The organism is Opitutaceae bacterium TAV5, from assembly GCA_000242935.3.
In the GTDB taxonomy this organism is placed as follows: domain Bacteria; phylum Verrucomicrobiota; class Verrucomicrobiia; order Opitutales; family Opitutaceae; genus Geminisphaera.
On the sequence record CP007053.1, the window covers coordinates 5,485,349 to 5,509,654 of the forward strand.

A 24,306-nucleotide genomic window follows, 5' to 3' on the forward strand; every position below is an offset into this window, starting at 1 on the left:
AGGCATGATTATACGATATCAATGCTATAACCCTCGCGGATGCGTTTCTTGAGAGAGTCGCCGATTTCAGAGAGGACGGAGTCCACGTCGGCCTCGGTAGTGAAGCGGCGACCGGTAAGGTCGGTGGCGGGATGCCAGGTGTAGGTTTTTTGGTCGGGCTTGAGAGCCGGGGGCGGCGACTTGAGGGCGCGGAGCGCGGCCTCGACCTCGGCGCGGTGAGCCGGGAGGGCCTTGGCGGCGTTGGCGAGGGAGGAGAGGCTGGCCTTGGCGGTGGCGGCGAGCAGGGCCGGAAGCGTGGCCACGTCTATCTCGGGGAAGTGGCAACTGCCGCCGGAGTCGAAGGTGGCGGCGACCACGGCGTCGCGTTTATCGGCGGGCGCGGCGGCGTAGGCGGAGCCGGAGCGGACGGTGTCGGCCGCCTCGGTGGCCCGCTTGCGGAGATCGCCGTAGGCGGAGTGGTAGGCGGCCCCGTAAACGGTGGTGACCTGGTCGCGGGCGGCGCGGTAGTCGGCCCAGCGGGAGACGACGGTCTTGGCCGTGGTGATGGCGGCGAGATCGGCGAGGGATTGATCGAGGGCGGCTTTGTCGGCTGCGTCGGCGGGCAGCGGGTGGTCGGTGATGACGGCGACGAGTTTTTGCGTGGTCTCGAAGTCCTTGTGCCGGTTGGCATCGAGGAAGGCTTTGAGCTCGTCGAGGCCCTGCTTAAGGGCGCGCCACTCGGCGGAGACTTTAAGGAAGGCGAGGACGGCCTTGGTGGGGTCTTTGAGCGTGGCGGGCGATTGCAGCGTCTTTTCCCCGCCCAGGATGGCGTCGCCGATGGGGAGGCCGGCCTCGGCGCGGAGAGCGGCATCGCGCACGCCCTCAATGAGTTTTTCGCCGAGGCCGCGGATGGCGGCGGCAAGGGCGTTGCCGGACTCGGGCGTGCCGGTGACGCCGAGGGAGATGAGTTCCTTGCTGGCGGACTTGAGTTGCTCGACCGAGAGGGAGGCCTCGGCGAGGCGGAAGATCGTGCGCTCGAAGGTCCTGATCTTGGTGAAGTCGTCGAAGGCCTCCTTGTAATCGTAGAGCGGCGTGGTGCCGGCGGCGGTGGCGCGTTCGATAAAGAGCGTGCCGACGCGGAAGCAGGCGGCGAGGACGAGGCGGAGGGTTTCCGAGGGCCAGCCAAAGGGCGTGCGGGTGAAGCCCTTGAATCCTTTGGCGTCCCGGTCTTCGAGGAGGCGAGCGCCGGCGGCGTCGATGCCGTCGGCTTCGAGGTCCTTGATGACTTCGAGGACGGTGGCGACGAGGGCGGATTCCTTGTTGAGGCTGCCCTGGGTGTCGAAGAGGTGCAGGTCGGGCGCAACCTGATGGAGGGCGGCCTGGGAGGGGTTGAGCAGGGCTTTGAGCTGTTTGGTGAAGTCCACCGGCTTGTCGGCGATGGCGAAGCGGGGAAAGAGGTTGGGGAGCTGTTGGGCGACGGCCTTGGGCAACTCGGCGGAGAAGGACGAGGTGCCGTCGAGGGCGACTTCCTTGCCACCATAGTAGAGCGTGCCGGAGCTGAAGGTGGCGTGGAGGTCGCGAGTGAGGGTTTTTTGGAGGTCGTCGCGCTCTTTGCGTTTTTCGGCGAGGGCGTCGGCGGTGTCCTTGGATGGATCGTCGGTGAAGCGTTTGTCGCCGGTAACGTTGAGGAGGGCCTGGTAGCGTTTGAGGCGTGCTTCGAGGTTTTCGGGGAGTGCAGCGACGCACCAGAGTTTGCGGCTCTTAGGGCCGGCGACCTGATTTTCGCGTTTGAGGTCTTCGATGGCCTGCTTGCGACCCGGTGCGAGGGGGCTGACGAAGGCGACTTCGATCTCGGGGCCAGTGTCCACGGCCTCGCCGTCGAGCGCGACGGCATAGAAAAAGGCGGTCTTGGTGATGCCGTAGGTGACGGCGTAATTGTCGAGGTTTCGCTTCGCGATGACGCCACCCTTGATGAGTTCGATGGATTGCTGGCGAATCGCGGTGGTGGTGATGCTCCTTGAGGAGCCGGGCCGGATCATATCCTGGATGGCCTGCTCTACGGTGCGTTCTTTCTCGTTGAGGAATTTCCACTCGCCGGAGGATTCGTCGCGGGCGACATAGCCGGCCTGCTGCAGCGCGGTGAGGGTCTGCTCGACCTGAGTGCGGAGGGCGGGCAGGTCGAACGTGATGCTTTCGGTGAGGAGCTTTGCAATGTTCTCCGCAGTGCGGGGAACGTGGGTGACGCGTTGGATGAGGTAGAGAACCTTGATGACGCGGGACGGCGGCAGCGAAGTGGGCGCGGTGATGCGGCTATCGGCATCGGTGATGGATTTGACGCCGGATGCGCCGAGGTATTCCTGGGAAAGGAGGTCGTTGCCGAGAGCGTCGAAAACCTGGTCGAAGGTGGCGAGACGCCCGACGGGGAGCGGGGCGAGTTTTTGCAGGGCTTCCATGATGACCGAGATCATGGAACGAACGCCGCCCGAAATACGGAAACCGGAGAGCGCTTCGCCGATGTCCTGGGCGAGCTGAATCTGGTGCGGGAGGAATGGGTAGGCGTCGATGAAGGCACGCTCGGAGAGCGTGCCGAGATTCCGGGTGGATTTCAGGTCGGCGAGCTGGGCAAGAAGGCCCTGACTGGGCTGATAGAGTGCCTGGAGGTCGGACTCGCGCGAGGGGTGTTTTTTGAGAATGCGCTCGGCGATGACGCGGTTGATGCCGTCGGAAATGAGGTGGGGCTTTAGCTCGAAACGGGCGTTGAGGCGACCGATCAAGGCGGGCTGGAAATTGGTGCGATCAACGACCTTTTCGAGGTCCTGCTGGCTGGTGCAGATGAGCCAGACTTTGCCCTTGCCCTTGTTGCCGATCATCTCGGCAAGGCTGTTGAGTTCGCCGATCTTCTCGTTGGAGTCGCCGATGAAGGTGCCCATCTCGTCGATGACGAAGATGAGGTGCTGGGAACGACCGCCGCTTGGTTTTTGCTCGTCCACCCAAGCGACGAGTTCATCAGCGATGCCTTCGGCGGTGAGCTTGGAATACTGGAAGGCGTCTTCGAGGCCGTTGAGAGCGTCGTCCTCGGTGGGGAAGCTGGCAGGATCGACGGCGGGCAAAACTTTGGAAAGACGACGGCGAACGGTGGCGAGATCGTCGCGGCCTTCGGGCGTGCGCCAAGCGACGTCGTGCTTGTCTTGGAAGGCGGCTTCCAGTTTGCCGAGGAGGCCGGCACGGTCGAGACGGCGCTCCAAGCGGGCGATGACGAAGTTTTCAGAGTAGCCGAGGCTGCGGTAGAACTCGCCGATGAGGATTTCTCCAATGGAGTTGGCGTTGGTCAGGCTCTGGCGGCTCTTGATTTCGAAGGCGACGGTGCGGGCGACGGTTGTTTTGGCGACCTCGGCGAGACGTAGCCGGATATCGCGACCGCGCGATGTGTCGGTGAGGTGCTTGGCGAAAAGATCAATGCAGGTTTCAGTCGAGCCGGTGGTGACGGCGTCGTTTTGAAGAAGGTAGCCAAGGATCTTGGCGAAGTGAGATTTGCCGGAGCCGAAAAAGCCGGAGAGCCAGATACCGCAGACGTCGCGCGAGTGGCCGCCTCGACGGAGCGAGTCACTCACGGAGGTATAGGTGTCGAGGATACGCTTCAACTCCTCCTCGATCTTGTCGGTGAGAACGTATTCGCGGAGTTCCGTGGCGAGGGCCGAGCGGTCGAACACTTTGACGACACCTTCAACCTTAACGGTGATGTCGCGGCGGATCAGGTCACGGATGATGGCGGGCATGCGTTGGTTCAGAGTTTGAAGGTGATTTTAGAGGCGAGGTAATTTCCGCCGTCGGGCTCGTTCATGAAGTGAAGCTTGCCGCCACGCTCCTCGCTTGGGAAGGCAATGAAGAGTCGGAGTCGAAGATCACGCAATTGGCGCAAGACCTCGCCATACCGAACGAGCGGGAAGAGGGATACCGTCGAGATAACAAAAAGATTCACCCCGGGATGGCGTTCGGAATATTCCGTGAGACGTGCGATGAGCAGGCGTTCGGCACGGGCGGCCAAACCTTGGCGGGTTAGGCGGTAGTTGCGAAATTCATCCTCCGCTTGTTCGGCCAACTCTTCAGCAGTGAAGCAGGTGAAAAGAAAACCGGAGAGATCGAACTGTTCGCAAGGAGTGCCGGTCGCCTTTAGCTCAGGGTAGCACCGATCCTGAATAGCGCTCCGGACATCAAGTTCCCGTTCCGGTGGGTAGATCAGCAAAAACGAGCTATCCGTGACCACGGCGGCCTGTTGAAAAGGCTGCCGGGCGGCGGTGAGAATAGCTTGGAGTGCGTCTTCCATACTTAGAGAAAAAGCTCAATCACGTCGGCTTGCATACGGAAGCGCAAGACTCTCTGTCGATTAAGTTCAGCTAGTGTTTCTACGATTTCACTCGGGGCGATACCGAGAATTTTGAACGCTTGGTGACGGATGATCTCGTCCGAAGGAACCTTGACCATGAGGAGAGCTTTCAAGAGCAAACGCAGCGCGGCCGGTTGCAACGCGGGTCGGACAGTGACCTTACGCGTGCCCCCACTCGCCAAGCCGAAGTCACGCACGCTGGCGAGATAATGGCGAGCCATACGGCATAGGGTGGATGGAGACCAAGCTTTGATTTCGGGATAGCTAGTCTGCGCCAAGTGTTCGAAGTACGCGACTAGGTCTCCGGTCTTGAGCTCTGAGGGGGCTTGGCGGAGGAAAGGGAATAGCCAGCCGATGGAGGTAACCATGACTGTCAGGTCGTTGAGAGCAAAGAGAATATAGCTTAAAAACAATCGATCGCGCTCGTCTGGAAAAGAATGCCATTCTTCCAAAAATGCGCTGAACAGCGGTGTCTCTTCGTCAAGGATATAGCGCCCCTTGAGCTCTTGATAGAGCTTGACTCGTGCGCTGGAGGAAGAGCGGGCAAGAATGTTCTCGTTAAGGACGGCTGAACGGATGGCCGATCTCCGAAAATTCGATGAATATCGCATCAACATTTGAAAATCCGTGGCCAATGCGGATCGGGAGGATAAGCGCGCAAGGAGTCGGCCGCTCTCGGTGAGAGCAGGGATAGAATTCGCTGACGCAATTGGTTTTTGCATTAAAATGCAAAGTGTGACCCTGGGGCAGGGAAAGTCTTAGTATATTTATTCATATTTATAAATGGGCGAGATTGCTCTAAATTCATATTTTGTTATCATACAAGATATAGAATGCGAATGTTCAGAAAAAGAAACGAATTCTCATTGAAACTTCTGATCAAGCAAATTTCAATTACGAAAATCCAAAAGATAAGTTCCATTATATACTTATATTACGATAGTTATGCCAGTTTAATCTGGACGACTCAATTCCCCGCAACTTGCTGCGAGGATGGCTGCCATCAGGGATAAGCCCCGTTCCTTACCCTAGGGCTTGTCTTTGTCCCGGAGAAAGGTTCATTTGGTTTTGTTGAATTACCAAAATCCGTTATCATTTTATCTGATTTTTAATCAAAAATAATAATAAATTTGTAATTTCTTTATTGAAAAATAGTTATTTTTCAATAAAGAAAGAACAATTAAACCATTTCCCCTTGTCGCTCACCCTCACATCCAAGTCTGCTTGAGCGCGTAGCCGTCGCCGAGGAGGACTCTGCTGAGGTGGTAGACTGCCGCGTGACCGGCGTCCATGCCGCAACCGTCTACGTGGAGGCTTTCCCATTTCTTGTTGTAGGTCCAACCCAAGGCTCTCGCGGCGCTCCAGGTGATGCGTAGCGGGCAGTTGTCCATGATGCAGTAGAGGTCGACCTGGCGGGACATGCCGGACGGGCTCACATGGCGGAGCACGGTGTAGATCGTCATGCCTTTTTGCAGTCTTCCACGCAGCCATGCGATGGCTTCGTCTCGTTCGGTCTCTTTCCGGGTTTTGCGGCTGGGGCGTTCGGTGTTGGATTGATGCGTCTGCATTGTCGTAAACGAGGTCGTGCAGCATCCGTTTTCCGGCACCGTGCCGGGTCTTCATCGGTCTGCCGATCTCGCCACCGCGCAGCACGCCAAGGCAAAGGCAGGCCCGGAGCCCGGTGCGGAGGGCCTGCCGTGGTGGAGGCGAGGAACGAGCACGACCTTGCCGGCGTGGTATAATGCGGAAACCTTGATCGGCGGCCCCTGAAGTTCATCACGGCACGTCCGCCCTCCGTCATCGTCCACACTGCCGTTGCCATTCTCCCCGGCTCCCACGCGAAGTCTTGGGACGCGACGCGTGAGAAGCGTCGCAGGAGCATCGCAACGTGGCGCGCGCCCAAGTCTTCGCGCATGCCGTATCGGAAACCCCACTGCGAGGGTTCGCCGAATCCAGCGCAGCGCGGCGGACCTTCGCAAGATGGGCATGAGCATTCTGACGTAGTCGGCCTTTCGACTACGTGTTGTGTGCCCCAATCCGGGGATTTTGCGTTGCACAACACCCTGATTTCCAGAGGCACATTGCCTTGAGAAAAGCGCTCCTGCTGCGTCCTCTTTTTCGCATGAAAAAGGACCGTTCAAACGTTACCGATTCAGGTAAGGAGAAGGGCGTCTGGCAGACAAGAAACGCGGGCTGCGTTTCACGTTTCAACACCGCGAAGTCGGTCGTTTTGCCATGCTGAGTCCGAAGGCACAGTTGAGTCTGCGGAACGCGCGCGAGTATTTTCGCGAGCATCTGAGCGTGGGCGATTACTACGCGGAAGGGCAGACTATCGTAGGTGAATGGCTCGGCCTCGGTGCCGAAAAACTCGGACTGAAAGGCACGGTGAGCGAAGATGCGTTCCTCGCATTGTGCGACGGTTTGAATCCCGTAACCGGTCGCCGCATGACCCAGCGGCGGAACACCGTTCGGCATGACGGCGCGTCCGTCGCGTCAAACCGCCGCGTCTTTTACGACTTCACGATCAGTCCGCCGAAAAGCGTTTCGGTGGTCGCCCTTTATCAGGATCCCCGAATCGTCGAACTCCACAACGAGGCCGTTCGTCGGGCCGTCACGGAACTAGAAAAATTCGCAGAGGCTCGCGTTCGCAAATCCGGGAAACACGACGACCGCGTCACCGGCAATCTGGTCGTCGCCACATTCCGGCATGATACCAGTCGTGAACTCGATCCGCATCTTCATACCCACTGCATTGCATTCAACGCGACCTTCGATCCGGTCGAAAACAGATGGAAGGCTCTCCATGCGTCTGGCATGTATCGCGCCCAGAAATTCGTGGAGAATTACTACTATCACGAACTCGCCAAGGGACTCCGCTCACTCGGTTACGAAATCAAAAACAATACGCGCGATTTCGAAATCAGGGGTGTTCCCGCGAGCCTCATCGCTCGTTTTTCCAAACGGCATCAACAAATCGACATTGAGACCCAGTGCCGTCTCGAAACCGAAAGTCGGCCTGCCAACATAAAAACGCTGCGCGAGCAGGTCGCACGGGATGCGCGCAAAAGAAAGATCAAGGCATCCACCGCCGATCGTCTGCGCCCGATGTGGGCGCGACAGCTTACCGACGAAGAATGCGCCGCTCTCGATGACTTGCGCAGGGCAACCGCTCCTACCGCCGGATCAAAGTCTCACGCCATCGCGCCCCCTGTTCCCTCCATCGTATCCAACAAACACGAAGCGCACGCTTGCGATCTGCCCGACATCGTCGCGTGGGCGGACGAACATCTTTTCGAGCGCCGCGCCGTCGTGCATGATTATGAACTCTGGTCTGCCGCTCTGGCTCGCGGACGCGGCGAAAACTTCGATCTCGTCTCCCTCACGCACGCCGTCGAGACCGCCGACTATGTCCGCGAAGATGGCACACGCAAGCTCACGACGCGCGGCCTGCTCCGCTGCGAACTCGATGTCGTTCTTGCTGCCAAAGAAGGACGCCTCGCACACGAACCTTTCGTCAACACCCCGAAACCCTCCCCGTCGCTCTCCCCGGAGCAACGCAACGCCGTGAATCGAATTTTCGCGAGCCGCGACTTCATCACTCTGTTTCGCGGCGGGGCGGGCACGGGCAAAAGTTTCGCGCTGAAGGAAGTCGAGCGCGGCCTGTCCGCCGCCAGCCATCCGGTCGTCGTTCTCGCACCGCAACGCCAGCAGGTTCACGATCTCCAGCAAGATGGGCTTGCTGCGCAAACGCTCGCCCAAGTCCTCGCGACAAAAGCCCTCCCTCCACACGCCGTCGTGCTCCTGGACGAGGCCGGGCAGGTCGGCGGACGCGAATTGCATGCGCTCGTCAAACTCGTCCAGGCACAGCGTGGTCGCCTGATTCTCTCCGGCGACACCCGCCAGCAAGGAGCGGTGACGGCCTCGGACGCGCTCCGCTCCATCGAAACCTATGCCGGTCTCCGTGCCGCCGAGATTCGATCCATCCGCCGTCAGGACCCCAGGCGTGCCCGCAGCATCGACGAGCGAAAATTCATCCGCGGTTATCGCGCCGCCGTCAAAGCCGCCGCGGCCGGCGATGTAGCCGATTCCTTCGACCGTCTGAACCGCTTGGGCTGCGTTTACGAGTCCGCCGCCGATGATCGTCACGCCGCGCTGGCCGAGGAGTTTTGCGCCGCACTCGAACGCGGTGAACGCCCTCTCGCCGTTGCCCAAACTTGGGTGGAAGTTCACCGCGCGAATGAAGCCATCCGCAACCAACTCATCGCCACTGGTCACCTGTCCCCCGGTCGGTCGATCACATCCTTTCAACCGCTCAACTGGGATGAAGCCCAAAAACGGGATCCGCGTTTTTATCAGGCCGGACACCATGCGGTGTTCCTCAAACGCTACGGTCGCTTCCAGCGTGGCGACGTTTGTGAAATTACCGACGTAAACGAACGCAGGCTCACGCTCCTCAAAAACGGACGCCATTCCGCGATGTCGTTCCGTTACGCCGACCGCATTGCCATCGCCGCCGCCTCGACTCTCGAAGTCGCCCCCGGCGACCGTCTCCAGGTCAAACTCAACGGGCGCTCCCGCGAAGGACACGTTTTCAACAACGGCGATCTTGTCACCGTCCGGAAACTCCACCGCGACGGTTCGCTCTCGGCCACAGATTCCTCCGGCACGATCAAAACGCTTACCGCCGCCCAGCGTGTTTTCACACGCGCCTACGCCGTCACGTCCTACGCGTCGCAGGGCAAGACCGTCGATACGGTGCTCCTTTCCGATTCCGCCTGCCGGGCCGCGACCAACAGCAACCAGTGGTATGTCGCCATCTCCCGCGCGCGTCGCAAGGTCGTCATCTTCACGCCGGACAAAGCCGCCCTTCGCGAACACATCCAGCGCTGCGGAGACCGTGAACTCGCTCTCGACATCGCGCCTACCTCCGAAACGCGTCACCTGACGCACCGCCGCCATCTGCTCGCCGGGATCGAGCGCGTGCGCCTCTTCCACACCCGGCGCAACCTTGCCAAGCGCCTTCCCGCCATCGCGCAACGTCATCAACTGATCCATCGGTCATGAGCACCCTGCAAGCATCCCTTGCGCAGCGTCGCATTGAGCAGGCCGGCAACGCCACCACCGTTGCCGCCCCTGCGTCGCGTCCGGCATTTTCGATCTCCAACCAGACCTCCACGATCACCTTCAAAACATGGAATGCCGGCGTCTGGGTCCTGCCGTGGTTTCACTTTTTGAGCGCCCACCATTCCATCGGTGAAGACAGCGAACGGATTCTGTTTCTGTTTGCCGACCACGAAGTCGAGGTGACTGGTCGCCACCTTCTCCCGCTCATGGCCGACATCGCGGCCATGCGGCTGGAACACCTTTGCGAACTCCCGGAACGTTTCACACTGGATACTCCCTCCTCCGAACCCTCCATCCGCCAGATGGCGATCAAAGGCCGGACCGAATCCGGAGCAAAAGCCGCTGGCGGGTAATGCAGGAACGAGGTGCGCATCGCCCGATGCCCATCCGGTGAGATTGTCCCGGTATTTGGTGATTCTGCCCATGTCGAGGGTCACCTCTCGCGGTAGGGTAGGGCGGTGGTTCCGTCATGTCGCTTCATCTTCTCCTCGCCGCCTGCTCTGCGTGCTTCGCGTTTCTCACCCGAAGCTCGCCCCTGCTGCTGATGATGTTCGGCGGAGTAGCGGCATGGGAACTGTTGCTCGCATTCCGCCACCCTCTGCGCCACCCGTCCGCTCCCGTCGTGCTCCGCCTTGCCGGTCTCACGTGGCGAATGGATGACTTTTGCCGGGGCTGGCTCATCACCGGTCAGACCGGGAGCGGCAAGACCGCCGCCGCCATCAACACCATGCTCTGGCAAGTATCGAAAAACTGCCCGACGTGGGGCGGCGTCTACGTCGATGACAAAGGCGTCTATTGGGAAACCCTGCGCGGGATGTTCCGCCACCTCGGACGCGAGGACGACCTGATCCTCCTGCAAGTTCGCCCGTCCGACGCGCCGCCCGACTGGCGACCGGCGCACACCTTCAATTTTCTCGACAATCCGCATCTCCCCTGGTCGGCCAAGGCCAAGATTGTTTGCGATGTCGCCTCCGCCCTCGGTCAGCGCAACGAACAGAGTTTTTTCAGGATGCAGGCGCAGGTGCAGATGGAGTTTGCCTTTCGCGTTCTCAACGCCGTGCAGCTTCCGGTCACTCTCCAGAACGCCTACGAATTCCTGACCTCCGACCTGCTCCTCGAAGAAATCATGACGATGATCGCCGCCCGCAAATCGTCCGAATCCGACGAGGCTGCCTCGCTGGTCGAGCACTACCAGAGCGCGCTCGCCTCGCAGCCTCCCCAACAACTCGGCGGCGTGAAAACCACCATCGCCAACTACCTCCAGGTTTTTACCGATCCCGATATCGCCGCCGTTTTCTGTCCGCCCAAATCCAGCTTCAACTTCGACACCATCGACCATGGCAAAGTTGTCTGCGTGGCCCTTCCGCAACGCTTCCATGTCGAGCGTCGCACCATCAACACTCTCCTCAAGCTCACGTTCTACTCGCACGCTCTGCGCCGTTTCGACCGTCCCGCCGCACAGCGCACCCGCGACAACCTCCTCATCTTCTGGGCCGACGAAGCGCAAAAAATCGTTACCGCCAGCGAGGATGGCATGAGCGACTACAACGTCGTGGATGTCATCCGCGAAGCCCGCGCCACCGTTGTAGCCGCCACGCAATCCTACACCTCGCTGATTCCTCCGATGGGCGACGAACAGAAGGCGAAAGTCTTCATCGCCAACATGGCCAACCGCATCACCTTCTCCGCCGCCGACGAAGATTCCGCCAAGATCGCCGCCGACACCCTCGGCAAACGAAAAGCCAAAAAACGCACCGAAGGCTACTCCGCCGGCAAACGCACCACGTCATGGACCGACGAGGACAAGTATTTTGTCGAGCCGCACGAATTGCGCCGACTGCGAAAATTCGAAGCCATCGTGCAACACTGTGAATCCGGATTCCGCCGCGCCAAAATCCCGCCTCTTGGCACCGATGGACGCGAGCCGGTCTGGTATCGATAAACCACTACGAGACCAAACCTCCAATCGCACGATACCCATGCCCACACCTGATCCCCGGCTTCTGGACCGCCTCCGCCGCCTCCCTGAGCATCTACGCGAACACATTCGCGGGCAGGATCATGTTATCGATCCGATTTGCTCTGTGCTACGTCGAGGCGAACTCGGTCTCGCCAACCCGTACCGTCCGCGTGCGTCGCTCCTGCTCGCCGGTCCGACCGGCGTCGGAAAAACCGAACTGACCAACGTATTCACCACCTACCTGTTTCCCTCTCCAGACAACCCCGGCGAACCTGCCGCGAAGCCCATCCGCTTCGACATGTCGGAATACCAACTCCAAAGCTCCGTCGATAAACTCATCGGCGGCGCGCCCGACGAAACCGGCCTTCTCGGTCGCGCCCTTCACAGCCTTCAACGCGGCACGTTGCTCTTCGATGAAATCGAAAAAGCCCACCCGCTCGTTCTCGACCTGTTCCTGCAAATCCTCGACGACGCTTCCATCACCCTTGCCACAGGTGAACGCAAAAGCCTCTCCGCATTCTATGTCGTCTTCACGAGCAACATCGGCGCGTCCGAAACCATGCGCATGCAGTCCGCCCCCTTCGCATCGATCCGGCGCACCGTGCTCGCCCGTGTCGGCCAGCAGCTCCGTCCAGAACTCGTCGGACGCATCACCGAAAAACTCGTCTTCAATCGCCTCTCTTACGACGTGCAGCGCGAAATCTGCCAAAACATGATCGCCCGTGAACAAGCTCGCCTCCGTGCTCTCGGCCACGACATCGCCATCGACGAAGCCGACATCGAAACCATCCTCCGCGAAGGCTACCACAAGAGCCTCGGCGCACGCCCCATGCGCGCCACCGTGGAACGTTACCTGCAACACAAGATTGTGGCTGCCATCATACTGCCTCAGGCAAATCCTTTCGAAAGGCGGATGGGCCTTTCCTGAACGGGAAAATTCGTTTTGGTTTGGGCTAGCCTGCCACGCTTGAAAGTCGGCTCCATGCCGTCGAAGGGTATCCTTCTCAGGGCGTTGGCGGGCTCAATTTATTTTTGGCTCTCAGCGGGTGGGTCGGCGTGTAGAAATTCATGTTCCCGGCGTGGTTATCGTAGTCATACAGGTCCACGACCAGTTCGATACGCTCCCGGATGAAATCGTAGTAGCGGCATTCCCCGCGTTCGAAAACACGTTGCATCGCCCAACTCATGTAATCGGCCACGCAGAGAAGGGGTTCCGCTTGTGGCGTCTGCACATTGAAAACCACTTCGGAGCAGGCGGTGGAGACATCGTGTTTGCGGGCGAAACGACTGCGTGCCTTTTCCAGGGCAAGGTCGAGTGTGTGCTGGCGGGTGAAGGACTTTTTAGATCTATGGTTTCTGGCTCGCTGTTTTGAATTTGACGGAGAACTTCTGTTGGCTGCCATCAAGGCAACTTTCGCCTACCGGAAAGCCGTGGCAACGAAGCACATTTTCCGCGCGAAAGGTTGAACAGGGGAAGGTTCATATTGTTACAGTGGAGGGAGAATGACGATGATTTCGGCATCGCCCGAAAGCGTGCATTCATCCGTTTCCCATGGCAGGAAAAAACTTTCACCGGCGGTGAGGTAAAATCGCGTCTCGCCGCTTTGGAGCGTTGCCTTGCCCTTGACGACGACTCCGATCCGGAAGGTGCGCGCGCCCGTTTTTTCGGGATCAAGGTTCAAGAACCAGTTACCATGAAGATGCAGGCGCTGTGCTCCAAAAAATTTTTCGCGTTCACGTGCGATGATCTGCCAAAGAGAACCGGATACGTTTTCTTCCAGCAGTTCAGGCTTCGGACAGGAGCGTGCCAGTGTGGTCTCCCTGGAACGAATCGTGTTGTCGAAAATTCGCATGGCGGTCTCGAAATCGAGTCCACCAAAACGCTTTTCGTCGGGCAGGGTTACGCCAAAGCAGTTTTTCTCGGGAATGATCATCAGGTCAGTTGGCTCCATGACCTCGACCATCGTAATGCCGGGGCCAATGGCATGCGGCATGCCTCCGTGAACGAGAAACACGTCTCCGGGGTAGACCTCGAATCGGTGCAACATGCCAAGCGCTGTTTTGAATTCACCCGCCTGGCATTCTTCTCGAAACACAGCCATGTCGAGGGACTCACTAAACCCCAGCAGAAGATATGGATTTTCCCCGTTGATCATTCGAGTGGAGAGAACAATCCATGCCTCGCACTTTCCGTAATTTGAATTAAAATACAAACGGGCGGATTCGTTGGTCGGATGCACCTGCATGGGCAGCAGGACGGCGGAATCGAGCAGCTTGCAGAGCACGCCGGGGTTGACGCCGTGCCGGCGGATATGTTCCGGACCGAGCAAGGCTGCGGCATGCTCCGCGAGGATCTCCGGGAACAGGCGTTCCCTGCCGTTGACGATGCAGGTGCTCACGCCATGGTTGGGGGCAACGTATTCGCGGGCGTTCGCGTCGATGCAGGAGGCTATCCAGTCTTCCGGATAGCGTCCGTCGCCGGCATCGGGTTTGCCGCGCATGCGGTCGATGCCGTTGCCGCCGTGATAGAGACGGCGCACGCGGTTGGTTTCGAACTTGAATGGAGAAATGCTCATGCGTTTCTGACTGCGTAGTTTTTCGGTGCGGTTGCCCGCGCCTTTAGCTCACCATGCGAATCTTGGTAACCGCAAGATTGGTCATGGCATCGACGACAGGCGCAAGGAACAGGTCGAGCGGCTTGAAGCCGCCCGCCAACGCGTCGCTCTGGCGGCGCACTTCCGCGAGGAAGGCGGCGAAGAATTCCGTCGCGATATTGATCTTGGCGAATCCGCACGCGACAAGGGCCTTCACCTTGTCTTCGGGTGTATCGGAACCTCCGTGCAGGACGAGCGGGATTTTGACCGCTTCGCTCACGGCACGCGCGAGATCGAGACGAATTTGCGGCGTTTTTTTGTAAAAACCGTGCGTGGTGCCGACCGCGACGGCGAGAGCATCCACGCCGGTCTCCCGGGCGAAACGGACGACTTCCTCTGGCGTCGGAAACGGGATGGCGTCGTCTTGGTTGTAAGGGACATGGCCAATTTCGCCTTCCAGCGAAATGCCCGCCCGGTGGGCGATCTCGGCGGCGAGGCGCGTCTGTCGGATGTTTTCCTCCAGCGGCAGGGTGGAACCGTCAAACATGGCGGCGGAGAATCCGTAGTCGGCCGCCATCCTGACCTGGTCGAGCGTCGCGCCATGATCGAGATGCAGGGCCACGAGTGCGTCCGTATGCGCGGCCATGTCGCGCACGAGGGCGGCGACATAGCGGGCGCGGTCGCTCTCGAACAGGCGGCGATACATTTGCAGGATGACCGGGCGGCCGGTCTGCTCGGCGGCGGAAATTGCGGCCTTGGCGGTCTCGCAGTTAACGATGTTGAAGGCGCAAACCGAGCGGCCCTCGGCCCGCGCCTGCGGGAGGATTTTGTCAAATGTGACGAGTGGCATGGAATTGGTTGGGTTGTCGGGAATCGAAGAGAGGGAGGGGGGCGATGGTCAGATGCGTGCGGCGATTGCTTCCTCAATCGACAACACGGGAATGGCCCGGCCATCCGTTGCATCGGCAAGGACTCGGCGGGTGTAGGGACTGGCGGTGATGATAACGTCCCCCGGCGAGTCCATGTGCGCTTCTAGGCGTTTCCGGAGAAGCCGCGTGATATTTGAGCGGATGCGGTCGAAGACCACCGCGCCTTCACCCAGCGCGAAGGATTCTTCGGAATTGGTGCCAAATGGCTTGGACGCATAGCCGAAGGCGCGAAGCAGGTCGCGCGGGGCTTGGTCGATGCCGTTGTAATTGCGCAGATAATCGCTGTCGATGTAGGCGCACGATGGCGCGGCGGTGGCATCGGCGCGTGGCGTCAGCGTCTTTTTCTCCGCAAGCTCCGCCAACCAGACGGAAGCATGAAGGATGCGAAGAGCTTTCGGCCATGGCACGCTCCATGCCGTGTAGTCGTTTTTCAATGCGTCAAATGCAGCCGGACAGGAAACGACAAGGGTGTCGCAGCCGGATTCCGTCACGAGCGCTGCGAGGCGCGTGGCGAGCGCCGCCGCCTGTTTTGAAAATCCCAATACAGACAGCGCCTTGCCGGTGTCGTTGGTCCGCAACACGCCGGGTTTGTCGATGCCTGCCTTGGCGGCGATGGTTGCGAACGCCGCGGCAACGGGAGCGTCCTCGTCTTTTTCCGAGGAAACGCGAAGGTAAAGCAGGCGTCCGCCCCCGCCGGCCAGCTTCGGAGAAAAGGCGGCGGAAATCTCGTCGGCGAGCGAGCGGATTTCAGCGGGCGCGAGGTTTTGTTCCACGATGTCGCGACGGGCGGCGAGCACCAGTCCGGCTTCGTCGTAGTGGCTGACGCAATGCTTGCGGCAGGCGGCGCTGAGCGTGTTGTCGTAGAGTGTTCGGATAAAGTCGGGATTACCCAGCATGGTCGGATTCATGCGGACGCGGTCGAGGAGCAGCGCGATGCCGCGCGGGATGTCGGCCTCGCGAAAGGTTACGTTGGCGGTGGTGGCCAGGTGCCGGCACATGAAGCAGAAGCGGCAGGCCTTGATTACGTCGAGATGAGTGTCGATGTTCATGATTGTTTCAGGTGATATCCGGAGGTGGATTCGGACCGGTTCAGATGCCGAATCCCATTTTGGCCGGGTTCATGATGCCGAGCGGATCAAGGGCGGTCTTGATGCGCTTGAGCACATCGAAGGCCGGGCCGTAGAGGTCGGGCATCATGCGGCCAAGTTTCAGGCCGACGCCGTGGTGCTCGTTGATGACGCCGCCATTGGCGATGGCGGCACGGATGCACATGTCCCATATTTTGTTGTAGAGGGCCACTGCTTCGTTTGGATCCTGCGGCGGCTTTTCGAGAATGAAGCGCCCGTAGAGCATGCAACCCCATTCATACCAATGGGAAAAGTGTCCGATATAGGTCGCCTGCGGGAAGTGGTCCTTCACCACGTTTTTCATCGCCCAGTAAACCTTTTCGATGTTGGCGAAGGTCGCCACGGTATCGAGCGTGCCGAAGGCTTGGGGCATCTGGAACATGTAGGGCGGATAGAAAAACTTGTAGCGGTTTTCCCACCAGTTTTCGCCAGCCTCGGTGCCGAGGTCTTCGGGATTCTGTTTACGGCAGATGGCGCAAGCCTTAGCCATCTCCAGGTCCACCATGTCCTCCGGTCCGTCGAATCCGAAGACGAGATAGGAACCCTCGCGGTCGATGCCGAGCACCTTCTTGATGACCTTCGCCGTTTCCGGATTGTCGTAGAGGCGGATGACGCAGGGACGCAGGCGGCTGGTCATGATCTCGGCTCCGGCCATCATCGCCGCGTGCATGTCCTTGAAGAGAAACGCATGGAACTTCCGGCTCTCCGGGATGGGATGAATCTTGAGCGTGGCGCGGGTCATCACGCCGAGTGTGCCTTCGCTGCCGAGAAAAAGCTGGGTGAGGTCGGGGCCGGAAGCGTGGCGTGGGACGGGCAACGTGTTGATGATTTCTCCCCCGGGGGTGACAACTTCGACCGACATGACCATGTCCTCGATTTTTCCATATTTCGTGGAAAGCACGCCCGTGCCGCGATGCGCCAGGAATCCGCCCAGGGTGGCGCAGCCAATGGAGGCGGGCAGGTGCATGGTGGAGAAACCGGCCTTTTCCGTCGTCCACTCAAGCTGCTGCATATTGCAGCCTGCCTCAGCCGTGATGGTCAGGGACTGTGTATCCACTTCTATGATGCGATTGAGCTTCTTGGTGTCCAGGCTGATGCCGCCATAAACGGGCAACGCGCCTCCCTGCGAGCCCGAGCCGCCGCCCCACGGGGTGACGGGGATTTTGTAGGTGTTGGCGATTTTCAGGACCTTGGCCACGGCTTCGGTCGTTTCGGGCGTGACGATGACATCCGGACAGCGGGGCTGGCGCCCGCGATCATGCCAGAGCTCGGGAACCCAGTAATAGTCGATGGAGTGGCCGAGCTTGTCGGAATCGTCCGTGGACACGTTTTGTTCGCCGACGGCCCAGGTCAGCTCGCTGCGAATCATTTCGAACAGGTAATCTTGTTTTTGTGGAATCATGGATTGGCGTTGTTTTTTGCAAGGCAAAGCCCCGGCGCGTGCAGAGTGTGCCCGCGCAATCGGGAAAAACAGGTTGGTCGTCGGCGTGATTGCCGTCGGTGGTTACAGAAAAATATGGCTACAGAGAGTTCATCTCCTGATAAACGCCTTCGAGTGCGTCGTGAATTCGTTGATACATAGGGAAAAGTTTTGCATAGCGGTCCTGATTGGCTGGAACAGGCGCAACGGGATCAGCTTCGCGCAGGCATTGGCGCACGGCTTCGCGTTCATCCCGGAAGGTTCCCGTGCCCACACCGGCGAGCAGGGCGGATCCGAAGGAGGCGTCACAGTTCTTGGGAATGGAAATTTTGCGGCCAAAAACATCAGCGATGATTTGCCGCCAGAGCGGACTTTTCGCTCCACCGCCGATAAGGCGGATGTCGTTTACGGGAAGCTCCAGGCGTTCGATGGTTCGGAAACAGTCGCGAAGCGAATAGACGACGCCCTCCAGCACCGCTCGCATGAAGTCGGCCTTGGTGTGGCGCATGGTGGCTCCGACGAAGCTGGCGCGGAGTTTCGGATCCCAGTAGGGCGAGCGTTCTCCTTGCAGGTAGGGGTGGAAAAAGAGACCATCCGCCCCCGGCTTGGAACCTGCGGCAATATCATCCATGATCTGGTAAATGCTGCGGTTTTCTCGACGCGCGGTTTCCTGTTCGGCGCCGCAAAACAAGTCGCGAAACCAGCGTTGGGCACGTGCCGCCGTGTTGGTGGCGGCCACGGTAAACCAGACGCCTGGGATGACGTGCGAGTAGGTCAGCGTCCTGGAGTCGGGCACGGGCCGCGAAGTCATTACGTTGACGTTGCCGGCGGTGGCCAGCTTGAGGATGCAACTTCCCGGTTCGAGTGCGCCCGCCGCGTAATCTTCCACAGCTACATCCGACGTGCCGCAAACGACGGGCACGCCGGCGGGCAATCCGAACTCGGTTGCTCCGGCTGGCGTAATTTTGCCGACAACATCGGTCGGTCTGGCGAGTGGTGGAAGGATTTTTGCCGGGATGCCGGCCAGCGCGCAAAGCTCGGGCGACCAGTCCAGGCGGCTCATGTCAAAAAAGAGCGTCCCCTGGGCGTCGATCACATCGGTGCACCACTGCCCGGTGAGCCGCCAGCGCACGTAGTCTTTGACGAACATCATGTGCGCCGTCCGTCCGAGGACTTCGGGTTCATGGCGTTGCAACCATAGCATCTGTGGAAATGTCCAGGTTGGCGCGGCCACCTGGAGGGCGGTTCGGAAGATGAGATCGCCATGATTGCGGTTAAGTTCCTCTGCCTCGATAGCGGACCGGAGATCGGTCCACATGATGGTTGGACGCACAATTTCCATGCGTTTGTTGAGCAGCACGGCGTTGTGCGTGGAGCCATCGAGCGCGATGCCGGTGATCGTGCGAAAGTCAACAACGCCGCGTTGGCGCATGCCCGCGAGAATGTCGCGAACGGCAGAGCACCAGTCCTCGGGATTTTGCTCCGCATGGCCGGGACGGGGATGGGCGGTTTCGTATTCGGAAAACCCTTCGTCGAGGATATGGCCGTCAACATCCATGGCGGTGATCTTGCAGCCGCTGGTGCCGATATCTATGCCGAGCAGAGTCATTTGTTTGATGCCTGGATACAGGAGGGACGCACGAGTTGGAGGGAACTGGCTACTTCAGGGCAGCTTCGTGGACCGGGTCGTTGACGCGTTTGAAACCGCGTGAATCGCCCGTCATGATCCACAGGAAATACATCGTGTAGCCGGGCGCGTTGACCGCCGGGTGATAGCCTTCGGGGATGACAATGGTGTCGTTGTCGCGGACGGTGTAGGCGGCGTCGATTGAAAAGTCGTCGCTGTAAATCTGCTGCAACCCGAATCCAGTCGGCGGGTTGAAGCGGAAAAAATACACCTCTTCCATGTCGAGTTCCACGGGAGGATTGTGGAAGTCGTGACGATGCGGAGGGTAGCTGCCCCAGTTACCCGAAGGCACCCAGGCTTCGCCTACGAAAAAGTGTCGCGAGGGGAATTTGTCATCAATCATGACGATGGCGTCGCGGGCGTAGTTTTCCTTCCCAAGCGCCATTTTGCTTCCTCGGACTTGGTCCGGTGTGACAAGCGCGGGCTCTCCTGAAAAACCCGCCGCAGGCGATTCGCCGACGGCGATTTCGACATCGGTGGTCGCCGCAATTTCAAGCGAGTAACCAGGAGGACAATACACCGTGTGCGGATTTCCGGAAAACACATCGGGGCGTCCGCCGATTTCGCCGAAATCGGCCTCGCCAGCCTTAAACGTGCACTTGCCGCCTAGCAGGACGAAGACCATCTCCTTGCCGCCGGAGTCCCCCGTCCACGATTGCCCCTTGCCTAGCTTGAGAAGGGAAAACCCAGTCAGGTCCATGCCACGTTCGCCGATGCTGAAGATGCGGTTCAGTCCTTCCTTCGGCAGGCAGCGGATGCGATGGGCGGTGACGGCGGAGATTGGGGAGGGAGTGGTGTTCATAGGTGATTCGGGTTGGGACTCTGGGCAGGTTAGAAATCAGGCGGCGGACTGTTCGGTGTCGGCAGGCTGCCACGCATCGAGAGCGTGGTGCGCCTCCTCCAATGAAGGGATTCCGGTGCGCCCTCCGAGCGCCCGGCATTTTAGCGATGCCGCCACGGTAGCGAAGCGCAGGCACTGTTCCATGTCGGGAGTTTTATCCGGGTGAGCGGTGAGTTGGCGAACGTAGCAGGCAGCGAACGCCCCGTGGAAGACATCGCCTGCTCCAGTCGTATCAACAACAGCCACCGGATACGCGGGCACGCGATGGAGGCGGGTTCCATCAAAACCGATGCAACCACCGGGACCAAGTGTAATGCCGGTCCAGACCGGGGCGATCGCATGCAGCTTCCGGATCGCCTCTTTGGGATCGTCCAGCCCGGTGAATTTTTTGGCGAAGATTTCGGAGGCGATGATGACCGTGCACAGGCGCATGAGCTTTTCGATCCCGTTGACCAGCGTGCCTGCGTCGAGCAGCACGGGGATGCCACGTTCACGAGCAATTTCGGCTGCGCGAATCGTAGCGCGCGTTTGATGACCGTCACAATGCAGGGCGCGGGCGGAGCCGATCAGTCCTTCGTCGATTTCGTTGGGTTCAAGCGGAGCCGCCGTGCCGTGACTCCATGCGATGGAGCGCCGGCCCGATCCGGCGTCGATCCAGGAAAAGCCGACCGCCGATCGTACCCCGCCCCGACGAACGAGCGTACGCGTATCAACTTTCTCGTGCGCAAATTCATCTCTGATGCGTTGCCCCTCTACATCGTCGCCGGTTACGCCCATAAAGGCCGTGCGCAGCCCAAGACGTGCTGCCGCGACGATAGCGGTTGCGGCGGGCCCTCCGCCTTGAGCCGTATATTCCCTGATCTCCACCTTGTCATCGACTGGAATGCGAGGAACCACGCAAAGCATGTCCCAGCCGCAATAGCCGATGCCAAGGATGTCAGTGATTGTCGTGGGCATGAAAGGAGGTGGTTGGTCGGAAACAGGTCAAGGCTTCCCGCGAAACAGGGAAGATGCCCTCCAGACATTTCATCTTTTGCTCACGGTCAATGATAAATTATGAGAAAATTGAGAAAATTTGAGACATGAATAAAGCCGAAATCTTCAATGAAATCGTAATTATTTATATATTAACATTTAAAGAATTTTTACGGTGGTATTTCTCAATGCCTGCAAAATGTCCTTCGGCGGTTTCTGGTCGCTTACCATCGCATTTAGCTGGGGTAATTCGCAGACGCGGAACAAAGCCTCGCGTCCGAATTTAGAGCTGTCCGCCAGAAGAACAGGGGCACAGCGGCTGATCTGCCGGGCAAGAAATGCTGCGTGATCTTCATGAAAAGTAAAAACGCCGTTGGCGCTGACGCCCACGGCCGAGAAAAACACCTTGTTGATCCTTAGCGATTCGACGGTTTTCACCGCGATCCCTCCCAAGAACGAATGTAACTGCCCGTGATAGGTGCCGCCAATGCTGATCAGGGTCATCGACGGGGGGAATGAGGGGAATTCACCGATGATGGAGCAGGAATTGGTGATGAGCGTCAGCCGTCCCGACTTGCTCCGGGCCACCTCCCGGGCCAGGTGGAGCGCCGTTGTGGACGAGTCAAGAAACACCACATCGTCTTCCTCGATCAGGACCACTGCCTTGCGGGCGATCTCCTGCTTCGCCTCCGACTGGCGATTCATGCGATCCTCGAATCCGTAAGTAGCAGACGACTCGGGCGACAGCGGTGCGAGGTATTCCACTCCACCATGGATTTTACTGACCAGGCGTGCTTCCGCCAGTTCGTCAATGTCCCGATGGATCGTCGGGATGGAAACACCGAATTGTTTCTTCAGTTCGGCGATAGTGCAGTGCTCGCGCTTCCTGAGCAGTTCGAGAATCTCTCGCCTGCGCACCTGACTGGGTTTGTTGCCTGTTGAAATGTTCACGTTTGCCCACATGCTGAGAACTTCTCATATTTTTGCAATCTTGGTAAGTGGCAGGCCTGAAAAATGAGAAATCGCCTGGAGCTACAGAACCGTCGAGACTGATTTTTTGATGAACTCTAATGCCTGGGATGGCAGGCTGCTGTCGCCGACAAAGGTGTCGATGTCCCTCCACTCGCAAATTTTGAACAAAGCCTCGCGACCGAATTTGGAACTGTCGGCGAGAAAAACCCCCTTGCAGCGTTCCATCAGGCGCTTGAGAAAGGCGGCATGGTCTTCGTGGAACGTGAACGCTCCACTGGCAGTAAAGCCCACTGCCGAAAAGAAGACCTTGTTGATGCGCAATGCCTCGACGGTTTGCATGGCGATTCCTCCGAGGAACGAGTGCAATTGGGCATGGTAGATACCACCAATCTGGATCAACGTGATGGATGGAGGAAAAGAGGGGAATTCGTTGATGACCGGTCCGGAGTTGGTGATGACGGTCAAACGCTTTTGTCTCAGCCCAGTCACCTCGCGCGCCAGATGCAGAACCGTTGTAGAGGAGTCGAAAAACACCACGTCATCCTCCTCCAGCAAGGCCAGTGCCTTGCGTGCTATTTCCTTTTTTGCCTTGAGTTGCCGGTGTAAACGAATCTCGAAATTGTCGGTAGCTGGCTGTTGTTTGGCGGCAGAACCGGGCCGAAATTTGATTCCACCATGAGTTTTGCTGGCCTGCTGGGTTTTAACCAGCGCATCGACATCCCGATAGATGGTCGGCACAGACACCCCGAACCGCTCCGTTAACTCGACAATGGTGCAGTGCTCGCGTTCTCCGAGCAACTTGAGGATCTCCTTTCTGCGTAACTGGCTGGGTTTGGTGACTGACGAAATGCTCATACTTGGCGTGAGGCTGGTGAGTTGGTGGCTTTGTCGCAACATCCATCATAAATTGTAAAACAGCGGTCACTTGGATTATCCATCCTATTTACTATAAGCTATTTAAATAAGACTTATCCAAAAGATTCCATGGCATGGACACACTTGCCACCAGATACAGGACGCTGCTGGGCGAATGCCAAATCCAATCCAGGTCTCAGGCAATGAAACTGCTTATCTCTTTGTGAGAGAATGGCATCTTGTTTTCTCATAATTTCTCAAAATTATCATTGACGTGTTTTCCGGATTCTCAAAAATGACCACGACGTAAATGAAATCTTCAAACTATCCTCAATACCCATGAAATCCAACTCCCGGTTCACCTCCTTTTCACCTCCTTCATTGTTGCCATTTTGGTGCATCTCCACCGCCGTCATGGTAGCCTGCGTTAATCCGGCGTTTGCCCAGAAACTCGAAACCATCGCCCTGTATGACTTCAACGATCCTACGCGGCTGTTCAAAGATGTGAGTGGCAATAACCGACACCTAAGCGAGCAATCTGCAGTAAGCCAATCAACCACGGAATATAGCGGCGCGGCACCCACTACTGTCAGCGCCTATTTCAACGGCACGCAGAACGGCGCTGCCAGAGAGATCAACTTCTCAAGCTATACCGCACTTACGTTCGACTGGTATATGAAAGCCAATCCGGCTGATCTGAGTACTGAGGGTGACAGCGGTCAGCGTGTGCTGCTTCAGACGGGGTTTCAAGAGGATGTAACGGGGGGAGTTTCGGTTTATCTTCGAAAAGAATCGGGGAATATCCTTCTCCGTGTTGTTCACCGCACGTCCACTGGGTGGATTGGGGCGCATTTTCTGCTGGACGATCTGTTATCATGGAATAACTACACGCTGACCATCGATAATTCGAAGACGAGCAAGGACGACCATATATCCCTATTCATTAACGGCGTTTCCCAGACGGCCGTCTCAAGTACCTATACGGGGCTCGTGGGATCATTTGTAAGCGGCGGATATACGTATTTGGGTAACAATCAGGCCAAAAACCGCCCATTTATCGGCTATCTGCAGAACTTCGAAATTTACAGTGGCACTCCCATTCCTGAACCCGCGACGGCCGCCATGCTAATCGGGGTGGCTGCGGCAGTTCTAATGCTTGCGGGCCACCGCTACCGTTGTATGTGACGGCGCTGTCCCTTAGCGTTCTTTTCAAACGGATTCCCACTTTCTCTCCCTTCGACTTCTACTGAGTGTTCCGCTCACTGCTGGTTAGTATTACTTTGTTGAGTGGAAGCCGAAAATAAAATCGTAATTATTTGATTTTAAAAGAATTAAGATGGAGTCGGCTCGATATTTGATGAGCTCTTAAGTCATTTAAAAATAATGAGTTATGACTTAATTATTCAAAGTGCCCTAAAGTAACAGAGTAATATTTTAGCCTGATTCGTTTAGCCTCCCG

At 58.4% G+C, this 24,306-nt stretch carries 19 protein-coding genes; 5 read left to right on the forward strand and 14 right to left on the reverse strand.

Annotation, left to right across the window (positions count from 1 at the left end; all coding sequences use genetic code 11):
• Positions 1 to 8: 8 nt before the first annotated feature.
• The 4 genes from OPIT5_23275 to OPIT5_23290 form a co-directional block, all read right to left on the reverse strand.
• Entirely contained in the window at positions 9 to 3,755 is a 3,747-nt protein-coding gene (locus tag OPIT5_23275; GenBank protein AHF94674.1) for a hypothetical protein, read from the reverse strand.
• 8 nt (positions 3,756 to 3,763) lie between these two features.
• The gene (locus OPIT5_23280; protein ID AHF94675.1) at positions 3,764 to 4,303 is read right to left on the reverse strand and encodes a hypothetical protein; all 540 of its coding nucleotides are present in this window, start codon (positions 4,301 to 4,303) and stop codon (positions 3,764 to 3,766) included.
• A 2-nt stretch (positions 4,304 to 4,305) separates the two neighbouring features.
• Positions 4,306 to 4,980, reverse strand: a complete 675-nt coding sequence (locus tag OPIT5_23285; protein ID AHF94676.1) for a hypothetical protein — start codon at positions 4,978 to 4,980, stop codon at positions 4,306 to 4,308.
• A 591-nt stretch (positions 4,981 to 5,571) separates the two neighbouring features.
• Positions 5,572 to 5,931: a hypothetical protein gene (locus tag OPIT5_23290; protein AHF94677.1), complete on the reverse strand. Its 360-nt coding sequence runs from the start codon at positions 5,929 to 5,931 to the stop codon at positions 5,572 to 5,574.
• A 667-nt stretch (positions 5,932 to 6,598) separates the two neighbouring features.
• Here OPIT5_23290 and OPIT5_23295 point away from each other — a divergent pair.
• The 4 genes from OPIT5_23295 to OPIT5_23310 all read left to right on the forward strand — a co-directional run bounded on the left by OPIT5_23295 (position 6,599) and on the right by OPIT5_23310 (position 12,375).
• Positions 6,599 to 9,427: a conjugal transfer protein gene (locus tag OPIT5_23295; GenBank protein AHF92702.1), complete on the forward strand. Its 2,829-nt coding sequence runs from the start codon at positions 6,599 to 6,601 to the stop codon at positions 9,425 to 9,427.
• Positions 9,424 to 9,840 (forward strand): hypothetical protein, encoded by a 417-nt coding sequence (locus OPIT5_23300; GenBank protein ID AHF94678.1) that lies wholly within the window; start codon positions 9,424 to 9,426, stop codon positions 9,838 to 9,840. Before OPIT5_23295 ends, OPIT5_23300 begins: the two co-directional genes overlap by 4 nt.
• Positions 9,841 to 9,956: 116 nt before the next feature.
• Entirely contained in the window at positions 9,957 to 11,429 is a 1,473-nt protein-coding gene (locus tag OPIT5_23305; GenBank protein AHF94679.1) for a hypothetical protein, read from the forward strand.
• A 37-nt stretch (positions 11,430 to 11,466) separates the two neighbouring features.
• The gene (locus OPIT5_23310; protein AHF92703.1) at positions 11,467 to 12,375 is read left to right on the forward strand and encodes an ATPase; all 909 of its coding nucleotides are present in this window, start codon (positions 11,467 to 11,469) and stop codon (positions 12,373 to 12,375) included.
• Between the two features lie 76 nt (positions 12,376 to 12,451).
• Here OPIT5_23310 and OPIT5_23315 read toward each other — a convergent pair whose 3' ends face one another.
• The 10 genes from OPIT5_23315 to OPIT5_23360 form a co-directional block, all read right to left on the reverse strand.
• Positions 12,452 to 12,850: a hypothetical protein gene (locus OPIT5_23315; protein AHF94680.1), complete on the reverse strand. Its 399-nt coding sequence runs from the start codon at positions 12,848 to 12,850 to the stop codon at positions 12,452 to 12,454.
• Between the two features lie 84 nt (positions 12,851 to 12,934).
• Positions 12,935 to 14,023 (reverse strand): hypothetical protein, encoded by a 1,089-nt coding sequence (locus OPIT5_23320; protein ID AHF94681.1) that lies wholly within the window; start codon positions 14,021 to 14,023, stop codon positions 12,935 to 12,937.
• A gap of 43 nt (positions 14,024 to 14,066) precedes the next feature.
• Positions 14,067 to 14,891 carry a fructose-bisphosphate aldolase gene (locus OPIT5_23325; protein ID AHF92704.1) on the reverse strand — a complete coding sequence of 275 codons (825 nt, stop codon included), beginning with the start codon at positions 14,889 to 14,891 and terminating at the stop codon, positions 14,067 to 14,069.
• A gap of 48 nt (positions 14,892 to 14,939) precedes the next feature.
• Positions 14,940 to 16,019 carry a hypothetical protein gene (locus OPIT5_23330; GenBank protein AHF94682.1) on the reverse strand — a complete coding sequence of 360 codons (1,080 nt, stop codon included), beginning with the start codon at positions 16,017 to 16,019 and terminating at the stop codon, positions 14,940 to 14,942.
• Positions 16,020 to 16,059: 40 nt separating this feature from the next.
• A complete protein-coding gene (locus tag OPIT5_23335) occupies positions 16,060 to 17,499 on the reverse strand; it encodes an alkylglycerone-phosphate synthase (GenBank protein ID AHF92705.1) in 1,440 nt (479 codons plus the stop codon).
• A gap of 118 nt (positions 17,500 to 17,617) precedes the next feature.
• The gene (locus tag OPIT5_23340) at positions 17,618 to 19,120 is read right to left on the reverse strand and encodes a carbohydrate kinase (GenBank protein AHF92706.1); all 1,503 of its coding nucleotides are present in this window, start codon (positions 19,118 to 19,120) and stop codon (positions 17,618 to 17,620) included.
• Between the two features lie 55 nt (positions 19,121 to 19,175).
• Positions 19,176 to 20,006: a myo-inositol catabolism protein LolB gene (locus tag OPIT5_23345; protein AHF92707.1), complete on the reverse strand. Its 831-nt coding sequence runs from the start codon at positions 20,004 to 20,006 to the stop codon at positions 19,176 to 19,178.
• Between the two features lie 36 nt (positions 20,007 to 20,042).
• The gene (locus OPIT5_23350; GenBank protein AHF92708.1) at positions 20,043 to 21,002 is read right to left on the reverse strand and encodes a carbohydrate kinase; all 960 of its coding nucleotides are present in this window, start codon (positions 21,000 to 21,002) and stop codon (positions 20,043 to 20,045) included.
• A gap of 177 nt (positions 21,003 to 21,179) precedes the next feature.
• The gene (locus OPIT5_23355) at positions 21,180 to 21,971 is read right to left on the reverse strand and encodes a DeoR family transcriptional regulator (protein AHF92709.1); all 792 of its coding nucleotides are present in this window, start codon (positions 21,969 to 21,971) and stop codon (positions 21,180 to 21,182) included.
• An 81-nt stretch (positions 21,972 to 22,052) separates the two neighbouring features.
• Complete coding sequence (locus OPIT5_23360) at positions 22,053 to 22,889, reverse strand: DeoR family transcriptional regulator (GenBank protein AHF92710.1); 837 nt, start codon at positions 22,887 to 22,889, stop codon at positions 22,053 to 22,055.
• A gap of 297 nt (positions 22,890 to 23,186) precedes the next feature.
• Here OPIT5_23360 and OPIT5_23365 point away from each other — a divergent pair, with 297 nt between their 5' ends.
• A complete protein-coding gene (locus tag OPIT5_23365) occupies positions 23,187 to 24,032 on the forward strand; it encodes a glycosyltransferase family 1 (GenBank protein AHF92711.1) in 846 nt (281 codons plus the stop codon).
• Positions 24,033 to 24,306: the final 274 nt, after the last annotated feature.